19 protein-coding genes and 1 pseudogene are annotated in these 18751 nt (G+C 73.8%); 8 read left to right on the top strand and 12 right to left on the bottom strand.

The window, feature by feature from the left end:
• Positions 1-37 precede the first annotated feature (37 nt).
• Entirely contained in the window at positions 38-595 is a 558-nt protein-coding gene (locus ACFWRV_RS08545) for a methylated-DNA--[protein]-cysteine S-methyltransferase (protein WP_384330186.1), read from the top strand.
• A 69-nt stretch (positions 596-664) separates the two neighbouring features.
• A complete protein-coding gene (locus tag ACFWRV_RS08540; RefSeq protein ID WP_384330184.1) occupies positions 665-1939 on the top strand; it encodes an MFS transporter in 1275 nt (424 codons plus the stop codon).
• A 144-nt stretch (positions 1940-2083) separates the two neighbouring features.
• On the opposite strand, the gene ACFWRV_RS08535 is transcribed toward ACFWRV_RS08540, so the two are convergent.
• Entirely contained in the window at positions 2084-2446 is a 363-nt protein-coding gene (locus ACFWRV_RS08535; RefSeq protein WP_384330181.1) for a cupin domain-containing protein, read from the bottom strand.
• A 105-nt stretch (positions 2447-2551) separates the two neighbouring features.
• Between ACFWRV_RS08535 and ACFWRV_RS08530 the strand changes: the two genes are divergently transcribed.
• Positions 2552-3514, top strand: a complete 963-nt coding sequence (locus tag ACFWRV_RS08530) for a pseudouridine-5'-phosphate glycosidase (protein ID WP_384330178.1) — start codon at positions 2552-2554, stop codon at positions 3512-3514.
• Entirely contained in the window at positions 3511-4425 is a 915-nt protein-coding gene (locus tag ACFWRV_RS08525; RefSeq protein WP_384330175.1) for a carbohydrate kinase family protein, read from the top strand. Before ACFWRV_RS08530 ends, ACFWRV_RS08525 begins: the two co-directional genes overlap by 4 nt.
• Positions 4426-4615: 190 nt before the next feature.
• On the opposite strand, the gene ACFWRV_RS08520 is transcribed toward ACFWRV_RS08525, so the two are convergent.
• Both ACFWRV_RS08520 and ACFWRV_RS08515 read right to left on the bottom strand, forming a co-directional pair.
• Positions 4616-5263: a uridine kinase gene (locus ACFWRV_RS08520; protein ID WP_384330172.1), complete on the bottom strand. Its 648-nt coding sequence runs from the start codon at positions 5261-5263 to the stop codon at positions 4616-4618.
• Positions 5264-5311: 48 nt separating this feature from the next.
• Positions 5312-6004, bottom strand: coding sequence for a winged helix-turn-helix transcriptional regulator (locus tag ACFWRV_RS08515; protein ID WP_384330169.1), 693 nt, complete (start codon positions 6002-6004; stop codon positions 5312-5314).
• A gap of 85 nt (positions 6005-6089) precedes the next feature.
• Between ACFWRV_RS08515 and ACFWRV_RS08510 the strand changes: the two genes are divergently transcribed.
• Positions 6090-7301, top strand: coding sequence for a pyridoxal phosphate-dependent aminotransferase (locus ACFWRV_RS08510; protein WP_384330166.1), 1212 nt, complete (start codon positions 6090-6092; stop codon positions 7299-7301).
• A complete protein-coding gene (locus ACFWRV_RS08505; RefSeq protein WP_384330164.1) occupies positions 7298-7906 on the top strand; it encodes a peptidase in 609 nt (202 codons plus the stop codon). The genes ACFWRV_RS08510 and ACFWRV_RS08505 overlap by 4 nt, the downstream gene beginning before the upstream one ends.
• 362 nt (positions 7907-8268) lie before the next feature.
• Here ACFWRV_RS08505 and ACFWRV_RS08500 read toward each other — a convergent pair.
• The 5 genes and pseudogenes from ACFWRV_RS08500 to ACFWRV_RS08480 form a co-directional block, all read right to left on the bottom strand.
• A pseudogene (locus tag ACFWRV_RS08500) lies at positions 8269-8354 on the bottom strand.
• 34 nt (positions 8355-8388) lie between these two features.
• Positions 8389-9120, bottom strand: a complete 732-nt coding sequence (locus tag ACFWRV_RS08495) for a hypothetical protein (protein WP_384330162.1) — start codon at positions 9118-9120, stop codon at positions 8389-8391.
• 43 nt (positions 9121-9163) lie between these two features.
• Complete coding sequence (locus ACFWRV_RS08490; protein WP_384330159.1) at positions 9164-10519, bottom strand: SWIM zinc finger family protein; 1356 nt, start codon at positions 10517-10519, stop codon at positions 9164-9166.
• A complete protein-coding gene (locus tag ACFWRV_RS08485) occupies positions 10516-13551 on the bottom strand; it encodes an SNF2-related protein (protein WP_384330156.1) in 3036 nt (1011 codons plus the stop codon). Before ACFWRV_RS08485 ends, ACFWRV_RS08490 begins: the two co-directional genes overlap by 4 nt.
• Before the next feature lie 183 nt (positions 13552-13734).
• Positions 13735-14670 (bottom strand): slipin family protein, encoded by a 936-nt coding sequence (locus ACFWRV_RS08480; protein ID WP_384330153.1) that lies wholly within the window; start codon positions 14668-14670, stop codon positions 13735-13737.
• Between the two features lie 240 nt (positions 14671-14910).
• Between ACFWRV_RS08480 and ACFWRV_RS08475 the strand changes: the two genes are divergently transcribed.
• On the top strand, positions 14911-15267 hold the full coding sequence (locus ACFWRV_RS08475; RefSeq protein ID WP_384330150.1) for a hypothetical protein: 357 nt from the start codon (positions 14911-14913) through the stop codon (positions 15265-15267).
• A 42-nt stretch (positions 15268-15309) separates the two neighbouring features.
• Here the strand turns inward: ACFWRV_RS08475 and ACFWRV_RS08470 are convergent, their stop codons facing one another.
• Positions 15310-16008, bottom strand: a complete 699-nt coding sequence (locus ACFWRV_RS08470) for a class I SAM-dependent methyltransferase (RefSeq protein WP_384330147.1) — start codon at positions 16006-16008, stop codon at positions 15310-15312.
• 71 nt (positions 16009-16079) lie between these two features.
• Here ACFWRV_RS08470 and ACFWRV_RS08465 point away from each other — a divergent pair, with 71 nt between their 5' ends.
• Positions 16080-16445 (top strand): DUF6343 family protein, encoded by a 366-nt coding sequence (locus ACFWRV_RS08465; protein WP_384330144.1) that lies wholly within the window; start codon positions 16080-16082, stop codon positions 16443-16445.
• A gap of 40 nt (positions 16446-16485) precedes the next feature.
• On the opposite strand, the gene ACFWRV_RS08460 is transcribed toward ACFWRV_RS08465, so the two are convergent.
• From ACFWRV_RS08460 to ACFWRV_RS08450, 3 genes are all read right to left on the bottom strand, one after another.
• Positions 16486-16854 (bottom strand): tetratricopeptide repeat protein, encoded by a 369-nt coding sequence (locus ACFWRV_RS08460; RefSeq protein ID WP_384330141.1) that lies wholly within the window; start codon positions 16852-16854, stop codon positions 16486-16488.
• A gap of 108 nt (positions 16855-16962) precedes the next feature.
• Positions 16963-17565: a dephospho-CoA kinase gene (coaE, locus tag ACFWRV_RS08455; RefSeq protein WP_384330138.1), complete on the bottom strand. Its 603-nt coding sequence runs from the start codon at positions 17563-17565 to the stop codon at positions 16963-16965.
• A 31-nt stretch (positions 17566-17596) separates the two neighbouring features.
• Entirely contained in the window at positions 17597-18535 is a 939-nt protein-coding gene (locus ACFWRV_RS08450; RefSeq protein WP_384330135.1) for a PAC2 family protein, read from the bottom strand.
• Positions 18536-18751: the final 216 nt, after the last annotated feature.

Raw genomic sequence — 18751 nt, 5'->3', positions numbered from 1 at the left:
CCCGCCGCTGTCAGTGGCGGGTCGTACGGTGGTCGGCATGAACAGTGACCGGGTCGGTGGCGAGCCGACCGTCGAGTGGGCCGTCGTGGACAGCGGCATCGGCCCGCTGCTGCTCGCGGCGACCGGCACCGGCCTGGTGAACGTGGCCTTCCACGCCGCCCCCGCCGTGCGGGACGCGGCCCTCGACCGGTTGCGGACCCGGTTCGGCACGGAGCCGGTGGCGGCGCCCGGCTCCGCACGGCTCGCCGAGCCCATACGTGAGCTCGCGGCGTACTTCGCGGGCGAGCGGCAGGATTTCACCCTCGATCTGGACTGGTCGCTGACCTCCGGCTTCCACCGTGAGGTGCTCCGCGAGCTGGCGTCCGGGGTGCCCTACGGGACGGTCGTCGGATACGGGGAGCTGGCCGCGCGGGTCGGCCGGCCGGAGGGGGCGCAGGCGGTGGGCGCGGCCATGGGGGCCAATCCGCTGCCGGTGGTGGTGCCGTGTCACCGGGTGGTGGAGAGCGACGGGGGCCTGGGAGGGTTCGGCGGCGGACGGGAGACCAAGCGGCAACTGCTGGCGCTGGAGGGGGTGCTGCCGCAGCCGCTGTTCTAGGGATCGCCGCACGGGGCTGTTCACCCGTTCGGGTGCACGGCGGCGGCCGAGCGGTGGCAGACTGCGCCGGTGACGCGACCCCTCTCCCTTCCCCAGACATCGGCCGCCGGCCTGCCCGCTCTCCAGCGCCGGACGTCGGCCGTGCTCGTCGTCAGCCAGATACTCGGCGGCCTGGGCGTGGCCATCGGCATCGCCCTGGCCCCGATGCTGGCCGCCGAGGTGAGCGGGTCGGAGGCGCTGTCCGGACTGGCGCCGACCGCGTCCGTCGTCGGCACGGCCCTGCTGTCGCTGCCGCTGGCCGCTCTGATGACCGCCCGGGGCCGCCGGTCCGGCCTGATGCTGGCCTATCTGATCGGTGCGCTGGGCGGTGGCCTGGTGGTCCTGGCCACGATGCTGCCGAGCTTCCCGCTGCTGCTGCTCGGCATGGCCGGGTTCGGCGCGGGATCGCTGGCCGGTCTCCAGGCGCGGTTCGCCGCGGCCGACCTGGTGGGGCCGGAGCGGCGGGGGCGGGCGATCTCCACCGTCGTCTGGGCCACCACGATCGGCTCGGTCCTGGGCCCCAACATCTCGGCCCCGGCGAGCCGGGCATTCCGCGGTACACCGGTGCCCGAGGCGGCCGGACCCTTTCTGTGGTCGGCCGTCGTGTTCCTGCTCGCCGGGCTCGTCGTGGCGCTCGCGCTGCGCCCGGATCCGCTCCTCACCGCCCGTGCCCTGGCCCCGGAAAGCCCGGCGGGGCCGCCGAAGCGCTCCCTGCGCGCCGGGATCGAGGTCGTCCGCGCCTCGCCGATGGCGCGGCTGGCCCTGGTGACGGTCACCGTGTCGCACACCGCGATGGTGTCGATCATGGTCATGACCCCGGTCGACCTGAGCCGGCACGGCGCCGATCTCCAGTTGATCGGGCTCGTCATCAGCGGGCACATCGCGGGCATGTACGCGTTCTCGCCGGTGATGGGGTGGCTGGCCGACCGGTTCGGGCGACTGGCGGTGATCGGGCTGGCCGTCGGACTGCTGAGCTTCGCCGCGCTGCTCGCGGGCACCGCCGGGCCCCGGCACGGGCAGACCGCCGCGGGCCTCTTCGTGCTGGGGCTCGGCTGGTCGGCGGGGATGATCGCCGGTTCGGCGCTGCTCACCGACGCGGTGCCGCAGTCCGCCCAGGCGGCGGTGCAGGGGCTGTCGGACCTGACCATGAGCGCGGCGGCGGGCATCGGCGGGGCGGCGGCCGGGGTGATCGTCGCCCAGTGGGGGTACGGCCCCCTCAACGCGGTCGGCGCCGCGCTGCTGCTGCCGGTCGCCGCGCTCGCCCTGCGCCGGAGCCTGCGGCGGCCGGGGGCGGTCGGCGGCTGAGACGTCGCCGGACTCCAGCCGCCCCGACCATTCCGGCCGCCCCGTCCGCTCCGGCAACCGCCGCAGCGCCCAGCACCACAGCCACAGCCACAGCCACAGCCACAGCCGTAGCCACAGCCACAGCCACAGCCACAGCCACAGCCATCAGAGGCTGATGTGGTACGCCTTGCGGAGCGTCTCGTGAACGGTCCAGGTCGTCCGGTCGCCCTCGCGCAGGACGCAGGCGTCCCCCGGGCCGATCTCCAGCGTCGCCCCGCCCTCGACCGCGACCGTCGCCCGGCCGCTGACCACGACGAACAGCTCGTTCGCCTCGGTGTCGGTCACTACGCCGGGCGTGATCTGCCAGATGCCCCGGATCTGCTTTCCGTCGGCCGATTCCCCCAGCACCTTGCCCGTCACCACGGGGTCGCCCGAGACGATCTGCGCCGGATCGAGGGGTTCCGGGACAAGCTCGGCGTCCGGGATGTGCACGGCGAAGGAGGCGGGGACCTGGTCATGTGTCGTCATGGCCGGTCACCTTAGCGACCGCTTCCGGCCACCCGACGACCAGGACCCTCCGCAGGCCGTCCGTCCGTGGTTTGCGCCCCTCCCGCCCGCGACAGGGATGGGGGCATGCCTCAGAACTCACCAGGATCCTACGAGCCGGCGCTCTCGGCGGAGGTGCGCGCGGCTCTGAGCGACGGTCTGCCCGTCGTGGCGCTGGAGTCGACGATCATCGCGCACGGGCTGCCGCGCCCCCGCAATCTGTCCGTGGCCCGGGAGCTGGAGGGGCTCGTCAGGTCGGCCGGGGCGGTCCCGGCCACCGTCGCCGTCCTGGACGGCCGGGCTCATGTGGGTCTCGGCGAGGACCAGTTGGAGCGGGTCGCCGACGACCCGGCGGTACGCAAGCTGGGGCACCGCGACCTCGCCCCGGCGCTCGCCTCCGGGGCGAGCGGGGCGACGACGGTGTCCGCGACGGCGTTCCTGGCGGCGCGGGCGGGCGTCGACGTCTTCGCGACCGGCGGGCTCGGCGGCGTACACCGGGAATGGGCCGACGACCAGGACGAGTCGGCCGATCTGCGGTTGCTCGCCCGCACCGGGATCACCGTGGTCTGCGCGGGGGTGAAGTCGATCCTCGACGTTCCGGCGACCCTCCAGCGGCTGGAGACGCTCGGCGTCTCCGTCGTCGGCTACGGCACCGGGCACTTCCCCGGCTTCTATCTGAGCAGCTCCGGCGAACCCGTCGACTGGACGGTGCACAGCCCCGAGGAGGTGGTGGAGGTGATCCGGGCGAAGGAGGCGCTGGGCGGCCCGGCGGCCGCGCTGATCGTCGCCAACCCCGTACCGGAACGCGACCAGTTGGATCCGGCTCTGCACGACCGGGTGCTGGCGGAGGCGCTGGACGCGTGCCGGGAGCGGGGGATCTCGGGGCAGGGCGTCACGCCGTTCCTGCTGGACCAGCTGATGCGGCGAACCGGGGGCGCGTCGCTGGAGGCGAACCTCGCGGCCGTCCGCGGAAACGTGGCGCTCGCGGCGCGGATCGCCGTCGCGGCGGCGGACGTCCGGCGAGGCGCCGCGGCGGCGGACTCCCCGTGAGCCGTCCGGCGTCGGGCGGTGGGCTGCTGGTGGTGGGGGAGGTGGTCACGGATGTGGTGGCGCGGCATGGGTCGGCGCTCGCGCACGGTACGGACACGAAGGCCCGGATCCGTACCCTGCCGGGCGGTGCGGGAGCCAACGTCGCTTGCTGGGCACGGCGTTCGGGGTGTGCGGACGTACGGCTGCTGGCCCGGGCAGGGGCGGAGTCGGCCGGGTGGCACCGGGAGGCGCTGGAGCGGGCGGGGGTGCGGGCGTTCCTGGCGGTGGACGACGAGGTGGCGACGGCGACCGTCATCGCCCTGGTCGACGCTGCGGCGGAGCGTACGTTCCTGACCGACGGCGGGGCCGTACTGCGGCTCGCCGTCGAGGACTTCGCGCCCACGATGCTCGACGGCGTCGGGCGGCTGCACCTCTCGGGCTACCTCCTGTTCGCGCCGGTGAGCCGAGCCGCCGCCCTTCTCGCCCTGCGCACCGCCGTGGAGCGGGGAATTCCGGTGAGCGTGGACCCGGCGTCGGCCGGGTTCCTCGGGGAGCTGGGGCCGAAGCGGTTCCTGGAGTTCGCGGAGGGGGCGGAGCTGCTGCTGCCGAACGCGGACGAGGCCCGGCTGCTCACCGGACTGCCCGAACCCGATTCCGCGGCGGCCGAGTTGAGCCGGTGGTTCCCGCGCGTCGTCGTCACCCTGGGCGCGCGGGGAGCCGTGGTGGCGTCCGGGGGCGAGGTCGTAGGCCGCGCCACCGCCCCGCTGGTGCGGGAGCCGGTCGACTCGACGGGGGCGGGCGACGCGTTCACCGGCGGGTTCCTGGCGGCCCTGCTGGCCGGGGCGGACGACGTGGGCGCGGCGGCCGAGGGCTGCCGGGCGGGGGCGGCTGCCGTGGCCACGGTGGGCGGCCGGCCGCCGCCGGTCCGCTGACGTCCGGGCACCACCGGTCCGCTGACGTCCGGCCACCGCCGGTCCGCTGACGTCCGGGCACCGCCGACCGCTTGACGAGCGCGCCCCGCAGCCGCACGGCCGCCACCGTACGCACGGCCGCCCGCCGCACAGCACGGCGTACGGCAAGGACCGCCACCGGGCCTCTGACAGCCGACGCCGCGCCGCGCGCTCACCCGCTCCCGGGCAGCCCCGACCAGGCCGGGTGCGCCGGATCGTCCGCCCGGACCACCACGTCCGCCCGCTCCGTGGGCGACACCTCGTCCTCGTACCGGGCGAAGGCGGGCAGGGTCCCGCGTTCCGCGTCCGGCGTGCGCCGCCGCAACGCCCCCGGCGACAGCCGCAGATGGGCGGTGAGCGCGAACGGGAACCAGTGCCCCAGCAGGAACGGGCCGTGCAGGACGACCACCCCGCCCTCGGGCAGCGCGTGGTACGGGGTGCGGGTGGCCCGGTCCGTCACCGGGTCCCACAGGTCGGGCAGCACCCGGCCGGAACCACCGGCCTCCAGCGGCCCGAACACCTCGCGCCACAGCGCCCCGGTGTCGAACCAGCTGTCGAGATACGCGTCCGGGTCCTGCTTCCCGTACTCGAAGCGCAGACTCGCCGGGCGCAGGAACCCCTCGGTGGAGACCACGAGGACCGAGCGGCCGAGCAGCCGCAGCTCCTCGGCGAGGCGCTCGGCCTGCTCGCCGGTGCGGGCGGCCGGGGCGCCGTCGATACCGAGGGTGAGCCAGGGTCCGCCGTCGGCGGCGGAGAGCCCGTCGCCGTACCGGGCCAGTTCGCGGGCCAGCCGCTCCCAGGTGATCGCTTCGAGTCGCACGGTCCCATCATCGCCGCCCCGGCGGGAGGACGCTTCCGTGCGGGAGGTTCACTCCCCCCGCAGCTCCGCGGCGAGCGGGCCTTCGCCGAGCACCTCGACGCGGCCGTCCTTCACCGCCGCCGCGAGCGTCGCCCCGCCCTGTGCCAGCTCCAGGCAGACCTCGGAGTCAAGGACGACGCACGCGTCGGGGCGGTCGGCGGGACCGTAGCCGTACACCGCTCCGTACGCCTCGGCACCCGGCAGCACAGCCCCCGCTCCCCCACCGACATGGAGGTGGAACTCGCCCTCGTCGATCCGGACTTCGAGAACGCCCTCCCGGGTGAGCCCGGTGAGGGCGCCGAGCAGGGGCAGGGCGAACCAGTGGGCCCGCACCGCGTCGGTCGGGCGGCGCTCGGCGAGGGCGGGCGCGCCCCACTCGGCGAGGGCCGCGAGCACCGGCAGCAGGCCGTGGCCGCGCTCGGTCAGCTCGTAGACGGACGCGGCCGACGGGGGCGGCAGCTTGCGGCGCAGGGCCAGCCCGCTCTGCTCCATGTCCTTCAGGCGGGAGGCCAGCACGTCCGTGCTGACGCCGGGCAGGTCGGCGTGCAGGTCCGTGTACCGGCGCGGCCCGCCCAGCAGTTCACGGACGATCAGCAGCGTCCACCGATCGCCGACGGAGTCGAGGGCGCGGGCGGTGGCGTCGAACTGGTCGTAGCTCCGGCGACGGACGGGGCGTGCTGCTGGCTGCTGCTGACGTGGCATGCGACGCAGTCTAGACATGTTGTTGGACTTTCCAAGCTCAAGCTTGGTAAAACCAAGTATCGCAATTCGGCTCGGGAGGCAGCGCATGGAGTTCCGGCAGTCCAGCAAGCTCAACGAGGTCTGCTACGAGATCCGGGGCCCGGTCATCGAGCACGCCAACGCCCTGGAGGAGGCGGGCCACAGCGTGCTCCGGCTGAACACGGGCAACCCCGCGCTCTTCGGGTTCGAGGCTCCCGAGGAGATCGTCCAGGACATGATCCGGATGCTGCCGCAGGCGCACGGCTACACCGATTCGCGCGGCGTCCTCTCGGCCCGGCGGGCGGTGGTCCAGCGCTACCAGGCCATGGGGCTGACCGAGGTCGGTGTGGACGACGTGTTCCTCGGAAACGGGGTCTCGGAGCTGATCTCCATGGCCGTGCAGGCGCTGCTGGAGGACGGCGACGAAGTGCTGATCCCGGCTCCGGACTTCCCCCTGTGGACGGCGGTGACCACGCTCGCGGGCGGCAAGGCCGTGCACTACGTCTGCGACGAGGAGTCCGACTGGAACCCGGATCTCGCCGACATGGCGGCCAAGATCACCGACCGGACCAAGGCCCTCGTGATCATCAACCCGAACAACCCCACCGGCGCGGTCTATCCGCGCGAGATCCTCGAAGGGATGCTCGACCTGGCCCGGCGGCACGGGCTGATGGTGTTCGCCGACGAGATCTACGACCAGATCCTGTACGACGGGGCCGAGCACCACAGCGCCGCCGTCCTCGCCCCGGACCTGGTCTGCCTGACCTTCAGCGGTCTGTCGAAGACGTACCGGGTGGCCGGCTTCCGGTCCGGCTGGATGGTGGTGTCGGGGCCCCGGCAGCACGCCCGCAACTACCTGGAGGGCCTGACCATGCTGGCCTCCATGCGGCTGTGCCCCAACGCCCCGGCGCAGTACGCCATTCAGGCCGCGCTCGGGGGCCGGCAGTCCATCCGGGAGCTGGTCGCGCCGGGCGGCAGGCTGCACGAGCAGCGCGACCGTGCCTGGGAGCGGCTGAACGAGATCCCCGGCGTCTCGTGCGTGAAGCCGAAAGGCGCGCTGTACGCCTTCCCGCGCATCGATCCGAAGGTGCATCGCATCCTCGACGACGAGAAGTTCGTGCTGGACCTGCTGCTGCGGGAGAAGATCCAGGTGGTCCAGGGCACCGGCTTCAGCTGGCCGCGCCCGGACCACTTCCGCATCCTGACCCTTCCCCACGCTGATGATCTCGACGCGGCGATCAGCCGCATCGGCCGCTTCCTGAACGGATACCGCCAGTGACCTGTGCCCTCTGCTCCGTCCCCCTCCACACCCAGTTCGCCACGCCGGAGCTGGTGGGGGCGATCGTGGAGGGCGGGCTCGACCCGGCCGAGGACCCGGGCTGGGCGGAGTCGGGGGCCGGCTCTCCCGCCGAGTACGCGCGCTGGGCAGGCCATCTGTGCGGTATGACCTGTCTGCGCATGGCGCTCGGCGCCGACGCCCCCTCGCTGTTCGCGCTGCGCGACGGGGCGTTGAAGTACGGGGCGTACACGGAGGACGTGGACGGGACGATCCGGGGCATGGTCTACGCCCCCTTCGCCGCGTACGTCGGCGAGGTGTACGGGCGTGGGGCCACGGTCCACCGGCATCTGGACCTGGCGGAGATCCCCGGTCTGCTGGACGCGGGCCGGACCGTGCTGGCCTCCGTCCACTACGGCATCCGGCACCCGGAGCGGCCGGCTCCGGGGCGGGGCGGGCATCTGGTGCTGGTGACCGCGCGGACGGCCGACGGGTCCGGCGTCCACTTCCACAATCCGTCGGGGACGGATGCCGGGACACGGGCGGCCGCGCTGCCGCTGACGGAGTTCGAGCGGTTCTTCGCGGGGCGGGGCGTCTCGCTGACGTGACGCGCCCGTGTTCAGGGGGCCCGAAGACGGGGGCGGGCGGCGAAGACGGGAGCGGGTCCGAAGACGGGGGGCGGGCCTGGAAACGGGAGCGGGCCCGGAGGCGTAGCCGGCCTCCGGGCCCTGTGAATGCCGCCCATCTGGCACGCCGGCACGTTTAAGGATCCGGGTCAGTCATGATGTCGTCGCGTCCTGCCTTTGGACCACCGCAGATCGGAGCTCTGCGGGCCGGACTTGAACCGGCATCTCGACGCGCGCGGGCCCGGGCCCGTTCGATCCGGCGATCGGCGGCGAATGCTGAGTCTGGAGCAAGAGTCTGAGATTGACGGCGGTCTGCCTCTGCCTGCTTGGGCTACTCCGGCCCGTGCCGGAGGGAGGAGTCGAACCTCCACTGGAACCGCGCCTTCACGACAAGCTTCAGTTTCAGCTTGCGCTCCTCGCGCACCCCGGCCGCCAAAGACGGCGGCCGGGGAATCCATGGTCGGTCACCCGAAGAGGTAACCGAATACCGCATCACCCACCCGCTGGTCGGTGACCTCCGCGCCGTTGGCCTCCTCGCGGGCGAACTTGACGGCCTGCTGGAGCTTCTCGATCCGGTCCAGCAGTTCGTTGACGCGCCGTGCGGGCAGCGCCCCGGAGAACTTGACGGTCGTCCAGTACCCGACCGGGATGTCCTCGTAGTACACCTCGACCTGCGCCGGGTGCTTCTCGGTGGCCTCCGCCTTCACGTGGTTGCGGGGCACCTTCCTGGTGCGGAGCGTACGGACAGGCTCCGTCTTCCAGGAGTCGGTCGACGGGTCCTGCACCCAGGCCTCGGCCGCGTCCAGCACCGGCAGCTTGCGGACGAAGGTGTTGAGGTCGGTCAACTGCTTCTCCAGGAAGAGCAGATACGACACCGGCACCTCGCTCACCAGGGCCCGGCCGTCCACCGTCACATCGGCCCGGGCCGAGCAGTTCGCCCAGTCCTTCGTGGCGGTCACATCGAAGAGGCGGGTCAGCGTGGCCGCGGTGTCCCGCAGCACGTCCTCGGCCTTGACCTGGACCAGCGTCGACTCGGGCGGAAGCTGTTCGCCCTCCTCGTCCTTGGGCTGGTAGGTACGGGAGATCCCGGCCAGCAACGCGGCCTTCTGGAGGCCGTGATGGGCCGCCGTCAGGTCCTGGTGCGCCTTGGACTTGACGCCCTTCTCCACTGCGATGATCTGATTGAGTTTCGCCACGTCGAGGACGCTAACAGGGTCAACGCCCCGGTGGCCAAGGCTTTTACCGTACGTAGTGGGGGTCGTCGTCCCCGCTGGCGTCGGGGACGGAGTCGCCGGCCAGCAGGGCTTCGAGGGCGGAGACGGGGTCGGGGTCCGGGGCGGCGCGCGGCCACCAGTCCTCGGTGCCGGGGTCGGACTCGTAGCCGTACCAGCGCATGTCCTGGCCGAAGCGGAGCTGGAGCGAACCGGCCGGGTGGGTGAGGTGGTTGCGCCAGGGCGTGAAGCGCGGGAAGCCGGCGGCGGCGAGCGCGGGCCTGGCCCGGTCGAAGGGGCCGGCCGGCGGGTCCCAGGGTGCTTCCAGGACCGCCAGACCCTCGGCCTCGCCCTGACGCCAGGCGGCGACGGCGCGGGCGAGGTCGGTGGTGGTACGGCCGGTGGCGTACGCCAGCTCCCGGTAGAGCGCGCGGGTGGTGGCGGTGAGCCCGGCGGTCGGGCGCGCGGCGGCGAGGCGGACGGCGTCCTGCCACTCGGTGAGCCCGGCCAGCGGATCGCGGCCCGTGCTCAGCAGGGCGTGGGCGCGGGCGGCGGCGTCGGTGGCGAGGTGGTCCAGGCCCAGCGGGTCGCGGGCGCCGGGCAGGTCCGGGTACGACGGTGGCTGGCCGGGGTGCGGCGGGACCGGGAGGGGCGCCGGGAGCGGGGGAAGGAAGCGGCGGGCGAGGACCTCGCCCGCCGCGACCGAGGGGACGGCCGGGGCGGCGGGGCGCTCGCGGGCGGAGTGTTCGGCGTTGCGCCGGGCGAGCGCGTCGAGGAGCTCGCGCTCGCCCCGGCCCCGCATCAGCAGCAGGACGAACGGGTCGCTGTCGAGCAGCAGGGCCGTCTGGAAGCAGAGGGCGGCGACGTGCTTGCAGGGCCGCCCGTGGTCGGGGCAGGTGCAGCTGGGGTCGAGGTCGTCGGCGGCGGGCAGCAGCCGGACCCCGGCCTCCTCGGCCGTACGGGCCAGGGAGTGCGGCATCTCCTTGGCCAGCAGCGCGGACAGATGGCCGGGCCGGGCGGCGACCGCGTCGAGCAGGGCCTCCCAGCCGGGGTCGGCGAAGGTGCGCAGGCGCAGCTCGGCGCGGTAGGGACGGGCCCGGCTGCCGTGCACATAGGCGACGACGCGGCCGGGGGTGACGGTGATCGCGGCGACCTGTCCGTCGTCGGCGTAGTCACGGCCGCGGGCCAGGCGGGCCTCGTCCATCGACAGCGACTCCAGCGCGTCCACCCAGGCCCGGCCCCACCAGCTGGCGGCGAAGGGCTCGCCCTCGACGGAGGTGCGCGCGGGCACCGCCTCGAAGGTGCGCCGCAGATCGTCCGGGCCGATCCGGGCGCGGGGCGCGGATCTGCGGGCGGCCGGGCCGGTGGTCGGGCGAGGGCTCATGCGGGCCTCCGCAGCGATACGAGGTCGGCGAGGTCACGGTCGCTCAGCTCGGTCAGAGCACTCTCCCCGCTGCCGAGCACCGCGTCCGCCAAGGCGCGCTTGGACTCCAGCAGCTCTCCGATCCGGTCCTCCACCGTGCCCTCGGCGATGATCCGGTGGACCTGGACGGGCTGGGTCTGACCGATGCGGTACGCCCGGTCGGTGGCCTGCTCCTCCACGGCCGGGTTCCACCAGCGGTCGAAGTGGACGACATGGGCGGCGCGGGTGAGGTTCAGCCCCGTGCCGGCCGCCTTGAGGGAGAGCAGGAAGACCGGGACATCGGCGGACTGGAAGCGGTCCACCATCCGCTCCCGCTCGGGCACCGGCGTACCGCCGTGCAGGAGTTGGGAGGGGATCGCGCGGGAGGCGAGGTGCGCGGAGAGGAGCCTCGCCATCGACACGTACTGGGTGAAGATCAGGACCGAGCCGTCCTCGGACAGGATCGTGTCCAGCAGTTCGTCGAGGAGGGCGAGCTTGCCGGAGCGGCCGGTGAGCCGGGTGGGCTCCTCCTTCAGATACTGGGCGGGGTGGTTGCAGATCTGCTTGAGCGAGGTCAGCAACTTCATGATCAGCCCTCGGCGGGCGATGCCCTCCGCCCCCTCGATCTGCGCCATCGTCTCGCGGACGGCCGCCTCGTAGAGCGTGGCCTGCTCACGGGTGAGGGAGACGGGGTGGTCGGTCTCCGTCTTGGGCGGCAGCTCGGGGGCGATGCCGGGATCGGACTTCTTGCGCCGCAGGAGGAAGGGGCGCACCAGCCGGGACAGCCGCTCGACGGCTTCCTCGTTGCCGAGACCGGCGGCGGTGTCCGTGTTCTCCACGATCCGGGCGTGCCGGGCGCGGAACGCCTTGAGCGGGCCGAGCAGTCCGGGGGTCGTCCAGTCGAGGAGCGCCCAGAGCTCGGAGAGGTTGTTCTCGACCGGGGTGCCGGTGAGGGCGACCCGGGCCGGTGCGGGGATGGTGCGCAGCGCCTTGGCCGTGGAGGAGTGCGGATTCTTCACGTGCTGCGCCTCGTCGGCGACGACCAGGCCCCAGCTCTGCTCGGCGAGCTGTGCCGCGCTGGAGCGCATGGTGCCGTAGGTGGTGAGGACGAAGCCACCGTCCGGGTCGGTCAGCGTCCGGTCGGTGCCGTGGAAGCGGCGCACGGGGACACCGGGGGCGAAGCGGTTGATCTCCCGGTGCCAGTTTCCGAGGAGGGAGGCGGGGCAGACCACGAGGGTGGGCGAGGGGTGCGCCCGGTGCAGATGGAGGGCGATGAGGGTGATCGTCTTGCCCAGGCCCATGTCGTCGGCGAGACAGCCGCCGAGCCCCAGCGAGGTCATCCGGTCCAGCCAGGCCAGGCCTCGCAGTTGGTAGTCGCGCAGGGTCGCGTCGAGGCCGGGCGGCGGGGCGATGGTCGTGTCCTCGGCGAGGATGCGGGTCCGGAGCGCGGCGAGGGCCCCGGCCGGGACGGCGTCCACCCGCTCGCCGTCCACCTCCGCGCTGCCGGTGAGGGCGACGGCCAGCGCGTCCACCGGGTCCAGGAGCCCCAACTCCCTTTTCCGCGCCTTGCGTACGAGGGCGGGGTCGACGACCACCCACTGGTCGCGCAGCCGCACCACCGGGCGGTGCGCCTCGGCCAGCAGGTCCATCTCGGCCTCGGTCAGCCACTCGTCGCCCAGGGACAGCTGCCAGTCGAAGGAGAAGAGGTGCTCGGCGTCGAAGAAGGACGTGCCGTCGGTGGCCGATCCGGGCGCGGACCGCACGACGGCGGCCGCGGTGAGCGAACGGGCCAGTTCGCGCGGCCAGTGCACCCCGACCCCGGCGGCGGCCAGCCGGGACCCGGCGTCGCTCAGCAGCTCGTACAGCTCGTCCTCGGTGATCGCGAGCACATCGGGGACCGGCTGCCCCAGGAGCCGTTCCAGCGGGGCCCAGACGCGGGCGGCGCGGCGCAGGGCCAGCACCGCGTCGACCTGGGAACGCGGCCCGAACGGCTCGCCCGCTCCGCCGTTCCACAGGGCCGCCGCGTCCACCACGTAGGTCGGGTCGGCGAGGCTGTGGACCTGGACGATCGCCGCGGCGGCGTGGCGGACCGCCGGGTCGTCCGCGTGCCCCGGCCGCGCGGATCCGTCGGCGGCCTCCGCCTCCTCCCGGGCGGCGGTGAGCGCGTAGGTGTCGGCGGTGTCGAACAGCTCGTACGCCGAGAGATCCAGGCGCAGCGAGACGCGCACGCCCGCGTCCAGGCCCGAGGCGACCTCGACGGCCCAGGCGGCGGCCTGGGGCAGGTGCTGGGCCTCGCGGGCGGCGAACGGCGCGCCCATCGCGAACGCGGCGGCGGGCGTGCGCGGCAAGGTGTCGGCGACGGCGTCCAGGAACGCCCCGGTCAGCGCCTCGGGGTCGGGCAACCGGGGCGGCTCGGAGCCGGGGACCGGCACCGCGTGCCCCTCGGGCGGCAGGGCGGCGGCGACCGCCCGCAGATGCGCGATGTCCTCGGCGTCCCTCGGACCGGCCCGCCAGGCGTCGTGGCCGTCCGCCGTGAGTCCGGGGAGGAGCCGGCCGCGGGCGACGAGCTGAAGGGCGTGCAGGGCGGCCGCGCCCCAGCAGCGCGTGGCGGGGTGGGCGGACGCCTGCTGCCGGGCCCGGACGAGCAGGGGCAGCGCGTCGGCCACGGACAGCAGTGCGGCGGGCGCCTCGGTGGTGCGGACGCCTCCGGGGCCCGCCGCCGGGTCCGGACGGACGACCGTGAGCCGGGCGGTGGTGTACGGGACGGTGTCGGGGCGCGCGGTGGCGTCCCCGTACGCGAAAGGGGCCCCGCTCCGCTCCGGAGCACCGTCGGCGTGCCAAGGGGCACCGTCGGCGGGTGCGTCGGCGTGGGGGTCCCAGAAGGCGATACGGCCGTCCCTGGGCACCGGTCCGGGCAGGAAGACCGCGGCACAGCGCAGCAGGCGGGCGACGTCCGCGGCCCGGGGCGCGCCCTCGGTGCCCCGCTCCTCGCCCTCACGGGCCCGTGCCGCCATGTCCACTCCCCCTCCCACGCGATCCCCGGCTTCCGGTCGCCGGTCTCCGTCGGCACGGAATGTGCTGACTCGGCGAGTCTAGGCGGGAGGTCTGACACCGTGGACGCCCACCGCATCATCCCAGCTCAGCAGCGGAACGACCGGAGCAGAGCGCGCCCGGCAGCGGGAGTGGAACCGCCACGCTCAGTGATGGGCGAACGGCTGCTTCGCGGAGGACCGTGCGGTGGAGGCGGCCGGGGCGCGTGTGGCCGGTGAGGGTGGCGCGGCCGGTGCGGCCGGGGTGCTCGGAGGGGTCGGTTCCTCGGGGATCGAGAGGCGCGTCTCCCGCCCTGCCTCTCCGCCCTCTGCCGCGATCGCCGGCTGCTGCGCGCGCTCCAGGAACCGGAGCAGCTCCACCGGGAAGGGCAGCACCAGCGTGGAGTTCTTCTCCGCCGCGACGGCGACGATCGTCTGCAACAGCCTCAGCTGGAGCGCGGCGGGCTGCTCGGACATCTCGCCCGCCGCCTGGGCCAGCTTCTTCGAGGCCTGGAGCTCCGCGTCGGCGTTGATCACCCTGGCGCGGCGCTCCCGGTCGGCCTCCGCCTGGCGGGCCATGGAACGCTTCATGGTCTCCGGCAGCGAGACGTCCTTGATCTCCACTCGGTCGATCTGCACGCCCCAGCTGACCGCCGGGCTGTCGATCATGACCTCCAGCCCCTCGTTCAGCTTCTCGCGGTTGGACAGCAGGTCGTCCAGGTCGCTCTTGCCGATGATCGACCGGAGCGAGGTCTGGGCCATCTGCGAGACGGCGAACCGGTAGTCCTCCACCGCGATGACGGCGCTCGCCGGGTCGACCACCTTGAAGTAGATGACGGCGTCCACGCGGACGGTGACGTTGTCCCGGGTGATGCCGTCCTGGGCGGGCACCGGCATGGTGACGATCTGCAGGTTGACCTTGCGCAGCCGGTCGATCCCCGGCACGACCATCGTGAAACCCGGGGGCCGCACGTCGTTCCGCAGTCTGCCGAGCCGCAGCACGACGCCGCGCTCGTACTGCCGGATCACCCGCGCCGCCGAGGCCACGTACAGCGCTCCGGCGCAGAGCACCGCCACCAACGCGATCACCAGTTCCTGGACCATGACGGCTCCCTGGAAGGAAGGGCGGCGGAGACCCGCGGGACCCCGACTACGTAACACCTTTTACGACTTTATGCCCTTTTTGGGCGCACCGGGAACCCCCGGCCACGCACGCCTCGCCCGGTCGGCCGCGCACGGGATGCCGGGGCCGTCCCCGCCGGGCAGGGTGGCCAGCGCCAGCACGTCTTCCCGACGTACCGATTTCGCCGGACGAGCACCGGACGAGCAGACGAGGACCCGCCCATGTCCGTGACCGCCACCGTTCCCCGCCGCCGACGCCGTCTCGCCATCGCCGCCGGCGTCTCGCTCCTCGCCCTCGCCGCCTCGGGCTGCTCCGGGCTCGGCCGCACCGCGGTGGGCCCGGTGACGTACACGACGGAGCGCGAAGCGGTGATCCAGGTGAACAGCCCGTCGGTACGCGGCTGCCACCGGATCGCCCCGGCGGGGGCCCGCGAGGTGGAGAACGGGACGCTGGTCGACGTGATCCTCTACCCCACACGGGACTGCACGGGCCGCGGGACGACGTACGTGCCGACCCGGTTCAGCGATGTGACGGCGCCGGGCAGCGGGCCGTGGCGCAGCTACAGCTTCGTGCACTGACACGCGGCCCCCGACGCGCGGAGGGTGAGACCCCGCGGCCGGTCAGAGCACCGGGCGGGCCAGCAGCCAGGTGCCGTCGTCGGTGAGGGTGCGGTCCACCGTGAGCCCGGCCGCCGCGAGATGTCCGGCGAGGTCCTCGTCGGACAGCTCCCGCGACAGGAACGTCTGCGTCCACCGCGCGTCGTCGAAGTGATACTCCGCGCGCACCGAGCGCACGCCGTCGCCCACCGGATCCGCGGAGACGATCCGGACCAGGCCGCCGGACGGGTCGGTCCGCTCCCACGGCAGCTCCGAGCGGTGCGCCGCGCCCTCGCGCTGGACGAGGACGATCCCGTCGTCCCGCACATGGGCCCGGCAGACGCGCAGCATCCCGTCCCGCACCCGGTGCTCACCCGCGTGGACCAGGAACGAACCGAGCAGCACCACATCGAACCGCTCGCCGCCCAGGTCCAGCGACTCGATGGGGCTGCGCACCGTGCGCGCCCCGACGATCTGTTCCAGCATCTCCGGCGACTCGTCCACCGCCGTCACCCGGAAGCCGCGCCCCACCAACGGGTGGGTCACCCGGCCCGCCCCGCAGCCCAGTTCGAGAAGGCTCGCCCCGGCCGGGGCCACGCCCGCGATCACGTCCGGCTCGTCGCCGACGGCCAGCCGGCGATACAGCTCCACCGCGCACCCGTCCGGCGTGATGGCTCCGGGACCGGTCCCCGCGTACCCCTCGCGTACCAGTGATTCGCCCATGCAGGACGAACGAGCCGCCGCCGGGCGCGGTTCCCGCCTCGGCGCTGTTCCGTCCGCCGCCGGGCGGGTCCATGCTGGTGAGTGAGGTGATCGCCATGCGTACGGGCAGTGAACCCGCGACCGCGCGCAGTCCCCTGCGGATGCGGCTCTGGCTGAGCCTGTGGGGAATGGCCTGGGCCCTGTTCGGCCTGGTGGCCTTCGCGCTGAACGGGCGGCCGGGCTGGGCGGCGGCCTGCGCGGTGGTGCTGCTGCTCGCGGTGGTGGACCTGGGCGTGATCACGTACCGCATGCGCCAGGGCCCGCACTACCAGCCGGGCCGTGGCGTGCCGCCGTACGAGCCGGACCACGGCGACGGCCGTCCGCGACGGCCGAAACGCGGGGCGGACGGCGGCCGGCCGGGTGGCGGAGGAACCGGCCCCTTCTCCGGGCGGCCCTAGGGCACGCCGTCCCCTCAGCCTCGTCCGAGTCCCGCTCGTCTCAGCCCCGCTCGTCGAACTTCGCCGCCCGCAGGTACTCCGGCTTCGGGTCCAGTGCCGCAGCCAGGCGGAAGTGCCGGGTCGCCCGCTCCGGGTTGCCGGACCGCTCGAAGGTGCGGGCCAGGGCGAAGTGGGCGAACGCGTTGTCCGGCTCGCGCTCCAGCACCAGCTCGAATTCCAGCTCCGCGGGGCGCAGTTGGGCAGCGGCGAAGAAGGCCCGGGCCCGGAGGAGCCGGGCGGCGGTGTTCTCCGGGTGGGCGGCGATCACCGAGTCGAGGAGCTTGACGGCTCCCCGGGGGTCCCGGGCGTCGAGCAGCTGCTCGGCCGCACGGAAGTCGATGACGTCGGTCTGCGGATTCCTCTCGGGCACGGTCGCGTCCTTTCCTCTCCTCGCGCGGGTCCACCGTCGCTTCCTCGCGCGTGTCCAACGTCCGCCCCGGGTCGGCCGTTCCGGCCGGAGCGTTCCCGTACGCCGCGCTCAGCCGGCGGCGGCCCTGCGGACCAGTTCCTCCCAGACCTCCCGGACCTGTGCGTCCAGCGCCTCGCGCGGCCCGTCGTTGTCCACGATCAGGTCGGCGACGGCCCGGCGCTGCTCGCGGGTGGCCTGGGCGGCCATCCTGGCACGGGCGTCGGACTCCGTCATTCCGCGCAGCCTCACGAGCCGGTCGAGCTGGGTCTCGGCGGAGGCGTCGACGACCACGACCAGGTCGTAGAAGGGGGCGAGCCCGTTCTCGGCGAGGAGGGGGACGTCGTGGATGACGACAGCGTCCTCGGGGGCGGCCCGTTCCAGCTCGGCGGCGCGCGCGCCGACCAGGGGGTGGACGATGGCGTTGAGGGCGGCCCTGCGGTCGGCGTCGGCGAAGACGACCGCGCCGAGCGCCGGGCGGTCGAGAGTGCCTTCGGCCGTCAGGACGCCCGGCCCGAACTCCTCGACGACGGACGCGAGTCCGGGGGTCCCGGGCTCGACGACCTCGCGGGAGATCCGGTCGGAGTCGATCAGGACGGCGCCGTGCTCGACGAGCAGCCGCGACACTTCGCTCTTGCCGGCGCCGATGCCGCCGGTCAGGCCCACTTTCAGCATGGGCCGCAGCCTACGGGCCGGGCGGGGGCGCTCAGCCCTCACCCTCCCGCTCGGCGAGGAAACGCTCGAACTCGCGGCCGATCTCGTCGGCGGACGGCAGGTCGACCGGCTCGGCGACGAGGTTGCCGCGCGTCTCGGAGCCGGCGACGGCGTCGTACTGGTGCTCCAGGCCCTCGACGAGGGAGACGAGCTCCTCGTCGCCCTGGCCGATCTGCCGGTCGATCTCGGTCTGGGTGCGGTGCGCCTCGGTCCGCAGGGAGTGCGCGAGGGCGGGCAGCACCAGACCGGTCGCCGCGGTGATCGCCTCCAGCGCGGTGAGCGCCGCGTCCGGGTAGGCGGACCGGGCCACGTAGTGCGGGACGTGGGTGGCGACCCCGAGGACGTCGTGGCCGGACTCCATCAGCCGGTACTCGACCAGGGCCTCGGCGGAACCGGGCACCTGGGCCTCGTCGAAGGGGCTGCGGTGGCCCGGCGTCAGGTCGGTGCGGTTGCCGTGCGGGGTGATGCCGACGGGGCGGGTGTGCGGGACGCCCATCGGGATGCCGTGGAAGTTCACCGCGAGCCGGACGCCGAGGCGCTCGACGATCTGCTCGACGGCGGCGGCGAACCGCTCCCACTCCACGTCGGGCTCCGGGCCCGACAGCAGCAGGAAGGGCGCTCCGGTGGCGTCCTGGACCACCCGGACCTCCAGGGTCGGGGCCTCGAAGGACGCCCAGCGGTCGCGCCGGAAGGTGAGCAGGGGGCGCCGTGCGCGGTAGTCGACGAGCCGGTCGTGGTCGAAGCGCGCGACGACCTGGTGCGGCAGTGTTTCGAGCAGGCCGTCGACGATCTGCTCGCCGGTCTCGCCCGCGTCGATGTAGCCGTCGAAGTGGTAGAGCATGACCAGGCCGGCCGACTCCTGCGCCAACGCCATGTCGACGACAGCCAGGCCCTTCGGCTCCCATTCGTACAAACTCTGCGGATCAGGCACGGTTACCGCTCCTCCTCGTGTTCCTAGGCAAGAACACGACCGGCGGCACACGCATTCCCCGTGCCCCGATCTTTCCCCGGTGAGGCCGGGTCACGGTGCGTCAGTTGCCCGTGCCGCGAGGACGCTTCACCGTTTCCGGTGGAGCCCGCCGATCCTGGTCCAGACCTTGACGCACTCCGCCGCCGTCCCTACCGTCACTGGGCAACACGTTCAGAC

The organism is Streptomyces sp. NPDC058576, assembly GCF_042718715.1.
GTDB lineage: Bacteria > Actinomycetota > Actinomycetes > Streptomycetales > Streptomycetaceae > Streptomyces.
This window is presented reverse-complemented; position numbering and strand designations above follow the sequence as displayed.

Bases quoted from the DNA above. Each gene is read 5' to 3' on its own strand.
- ACFWRV_RS08545 (WP_384330186.1), top strand. From the start codon at position 38: ATGAACAGTGACCGGGTCGGTGGCGAGCCGACCGTCGAGTGGGCCGTC.
- ACFWRV_RS08535 (WP_384330181.1), bottom strand. From the start codon at position 2,446: ATGACGACACATGACCAGGTCCCCGCCTCCTTCGCCGTGCACATCCCG.
- ACFWRV_RS08530 (WP_384330178.1), top strand. From the start codon at position 2,552: ATGCCTCAGAACTCACCAGGATCCTACGAGCCGGCGCTCTCGGCGGAG.
- ACFWRV_RS08515 (WP_384330169.1), bottom strand. From the start codon at position 6,004: ATGCCACGTCAGCAGCAGCCAGCAGCACGCCCCGTCCGTCGCCGGAGC.
- ACFWRV_RS08510 (WP_384330166.1), top strand. From the start codon at position 6,090: ATGGAGTTCCGGCAGTCCAGCAAGCTCAACGAGGTCTGCTACGAGATC.
- ACFWRV_RS08490 (WP_384330159.1), bottom strand. From the start codon at position 10,519: ATGAGCCCTCGCCCGACCACCGGCCCGGCCGCCCGCAGATCCGCGCCC.
- ACFWRV_RS08485 (WP_384330156.1), bottom strand. From the start codon at position 13,551: ATGGCGGCACGGGCCCGTGAGGGCGAGGAGCGGGGCACCGAGGGCGCG.
- ACFWRV_RS08480 (WP_384330153.1), bottom strand. From the start codon at position 14,670: ATGGTCCAGGAACTGGTGATCGCGTTGGTGGCGGTGCTCTGCGCCGGA.
- ACFWRV_RS08475 (WP_384330150.1), top strand. From the start codon at position 14,911: ATGTCCGTGACCGCCACCGTTCCCCGCCGCCGACGCCGTCTCGCCATC.
- ACFWRV_RS08470 (WP_384330147.1), bottom strand. From the start codon at position 16,008: ATGGGCGAATCACTGGTACGCGAGGGGTACGCGGGGACCGGTCCCGGA.
- ACFWRV_RS08465 (WP_384330144.1), top strand. From the start codon at position 16,080: ATGCTGGTGAGTGAGGTGATCGCCATGCGTACGGGCAGTGAACCCGCG.
- coaE (WP_384330138.1), bottom strand. From the start codon at position 17,565: ATGCTGAAAGTGGGCCTGACCGGCGGCATCGGCGCCGGCAAGAGCGAA.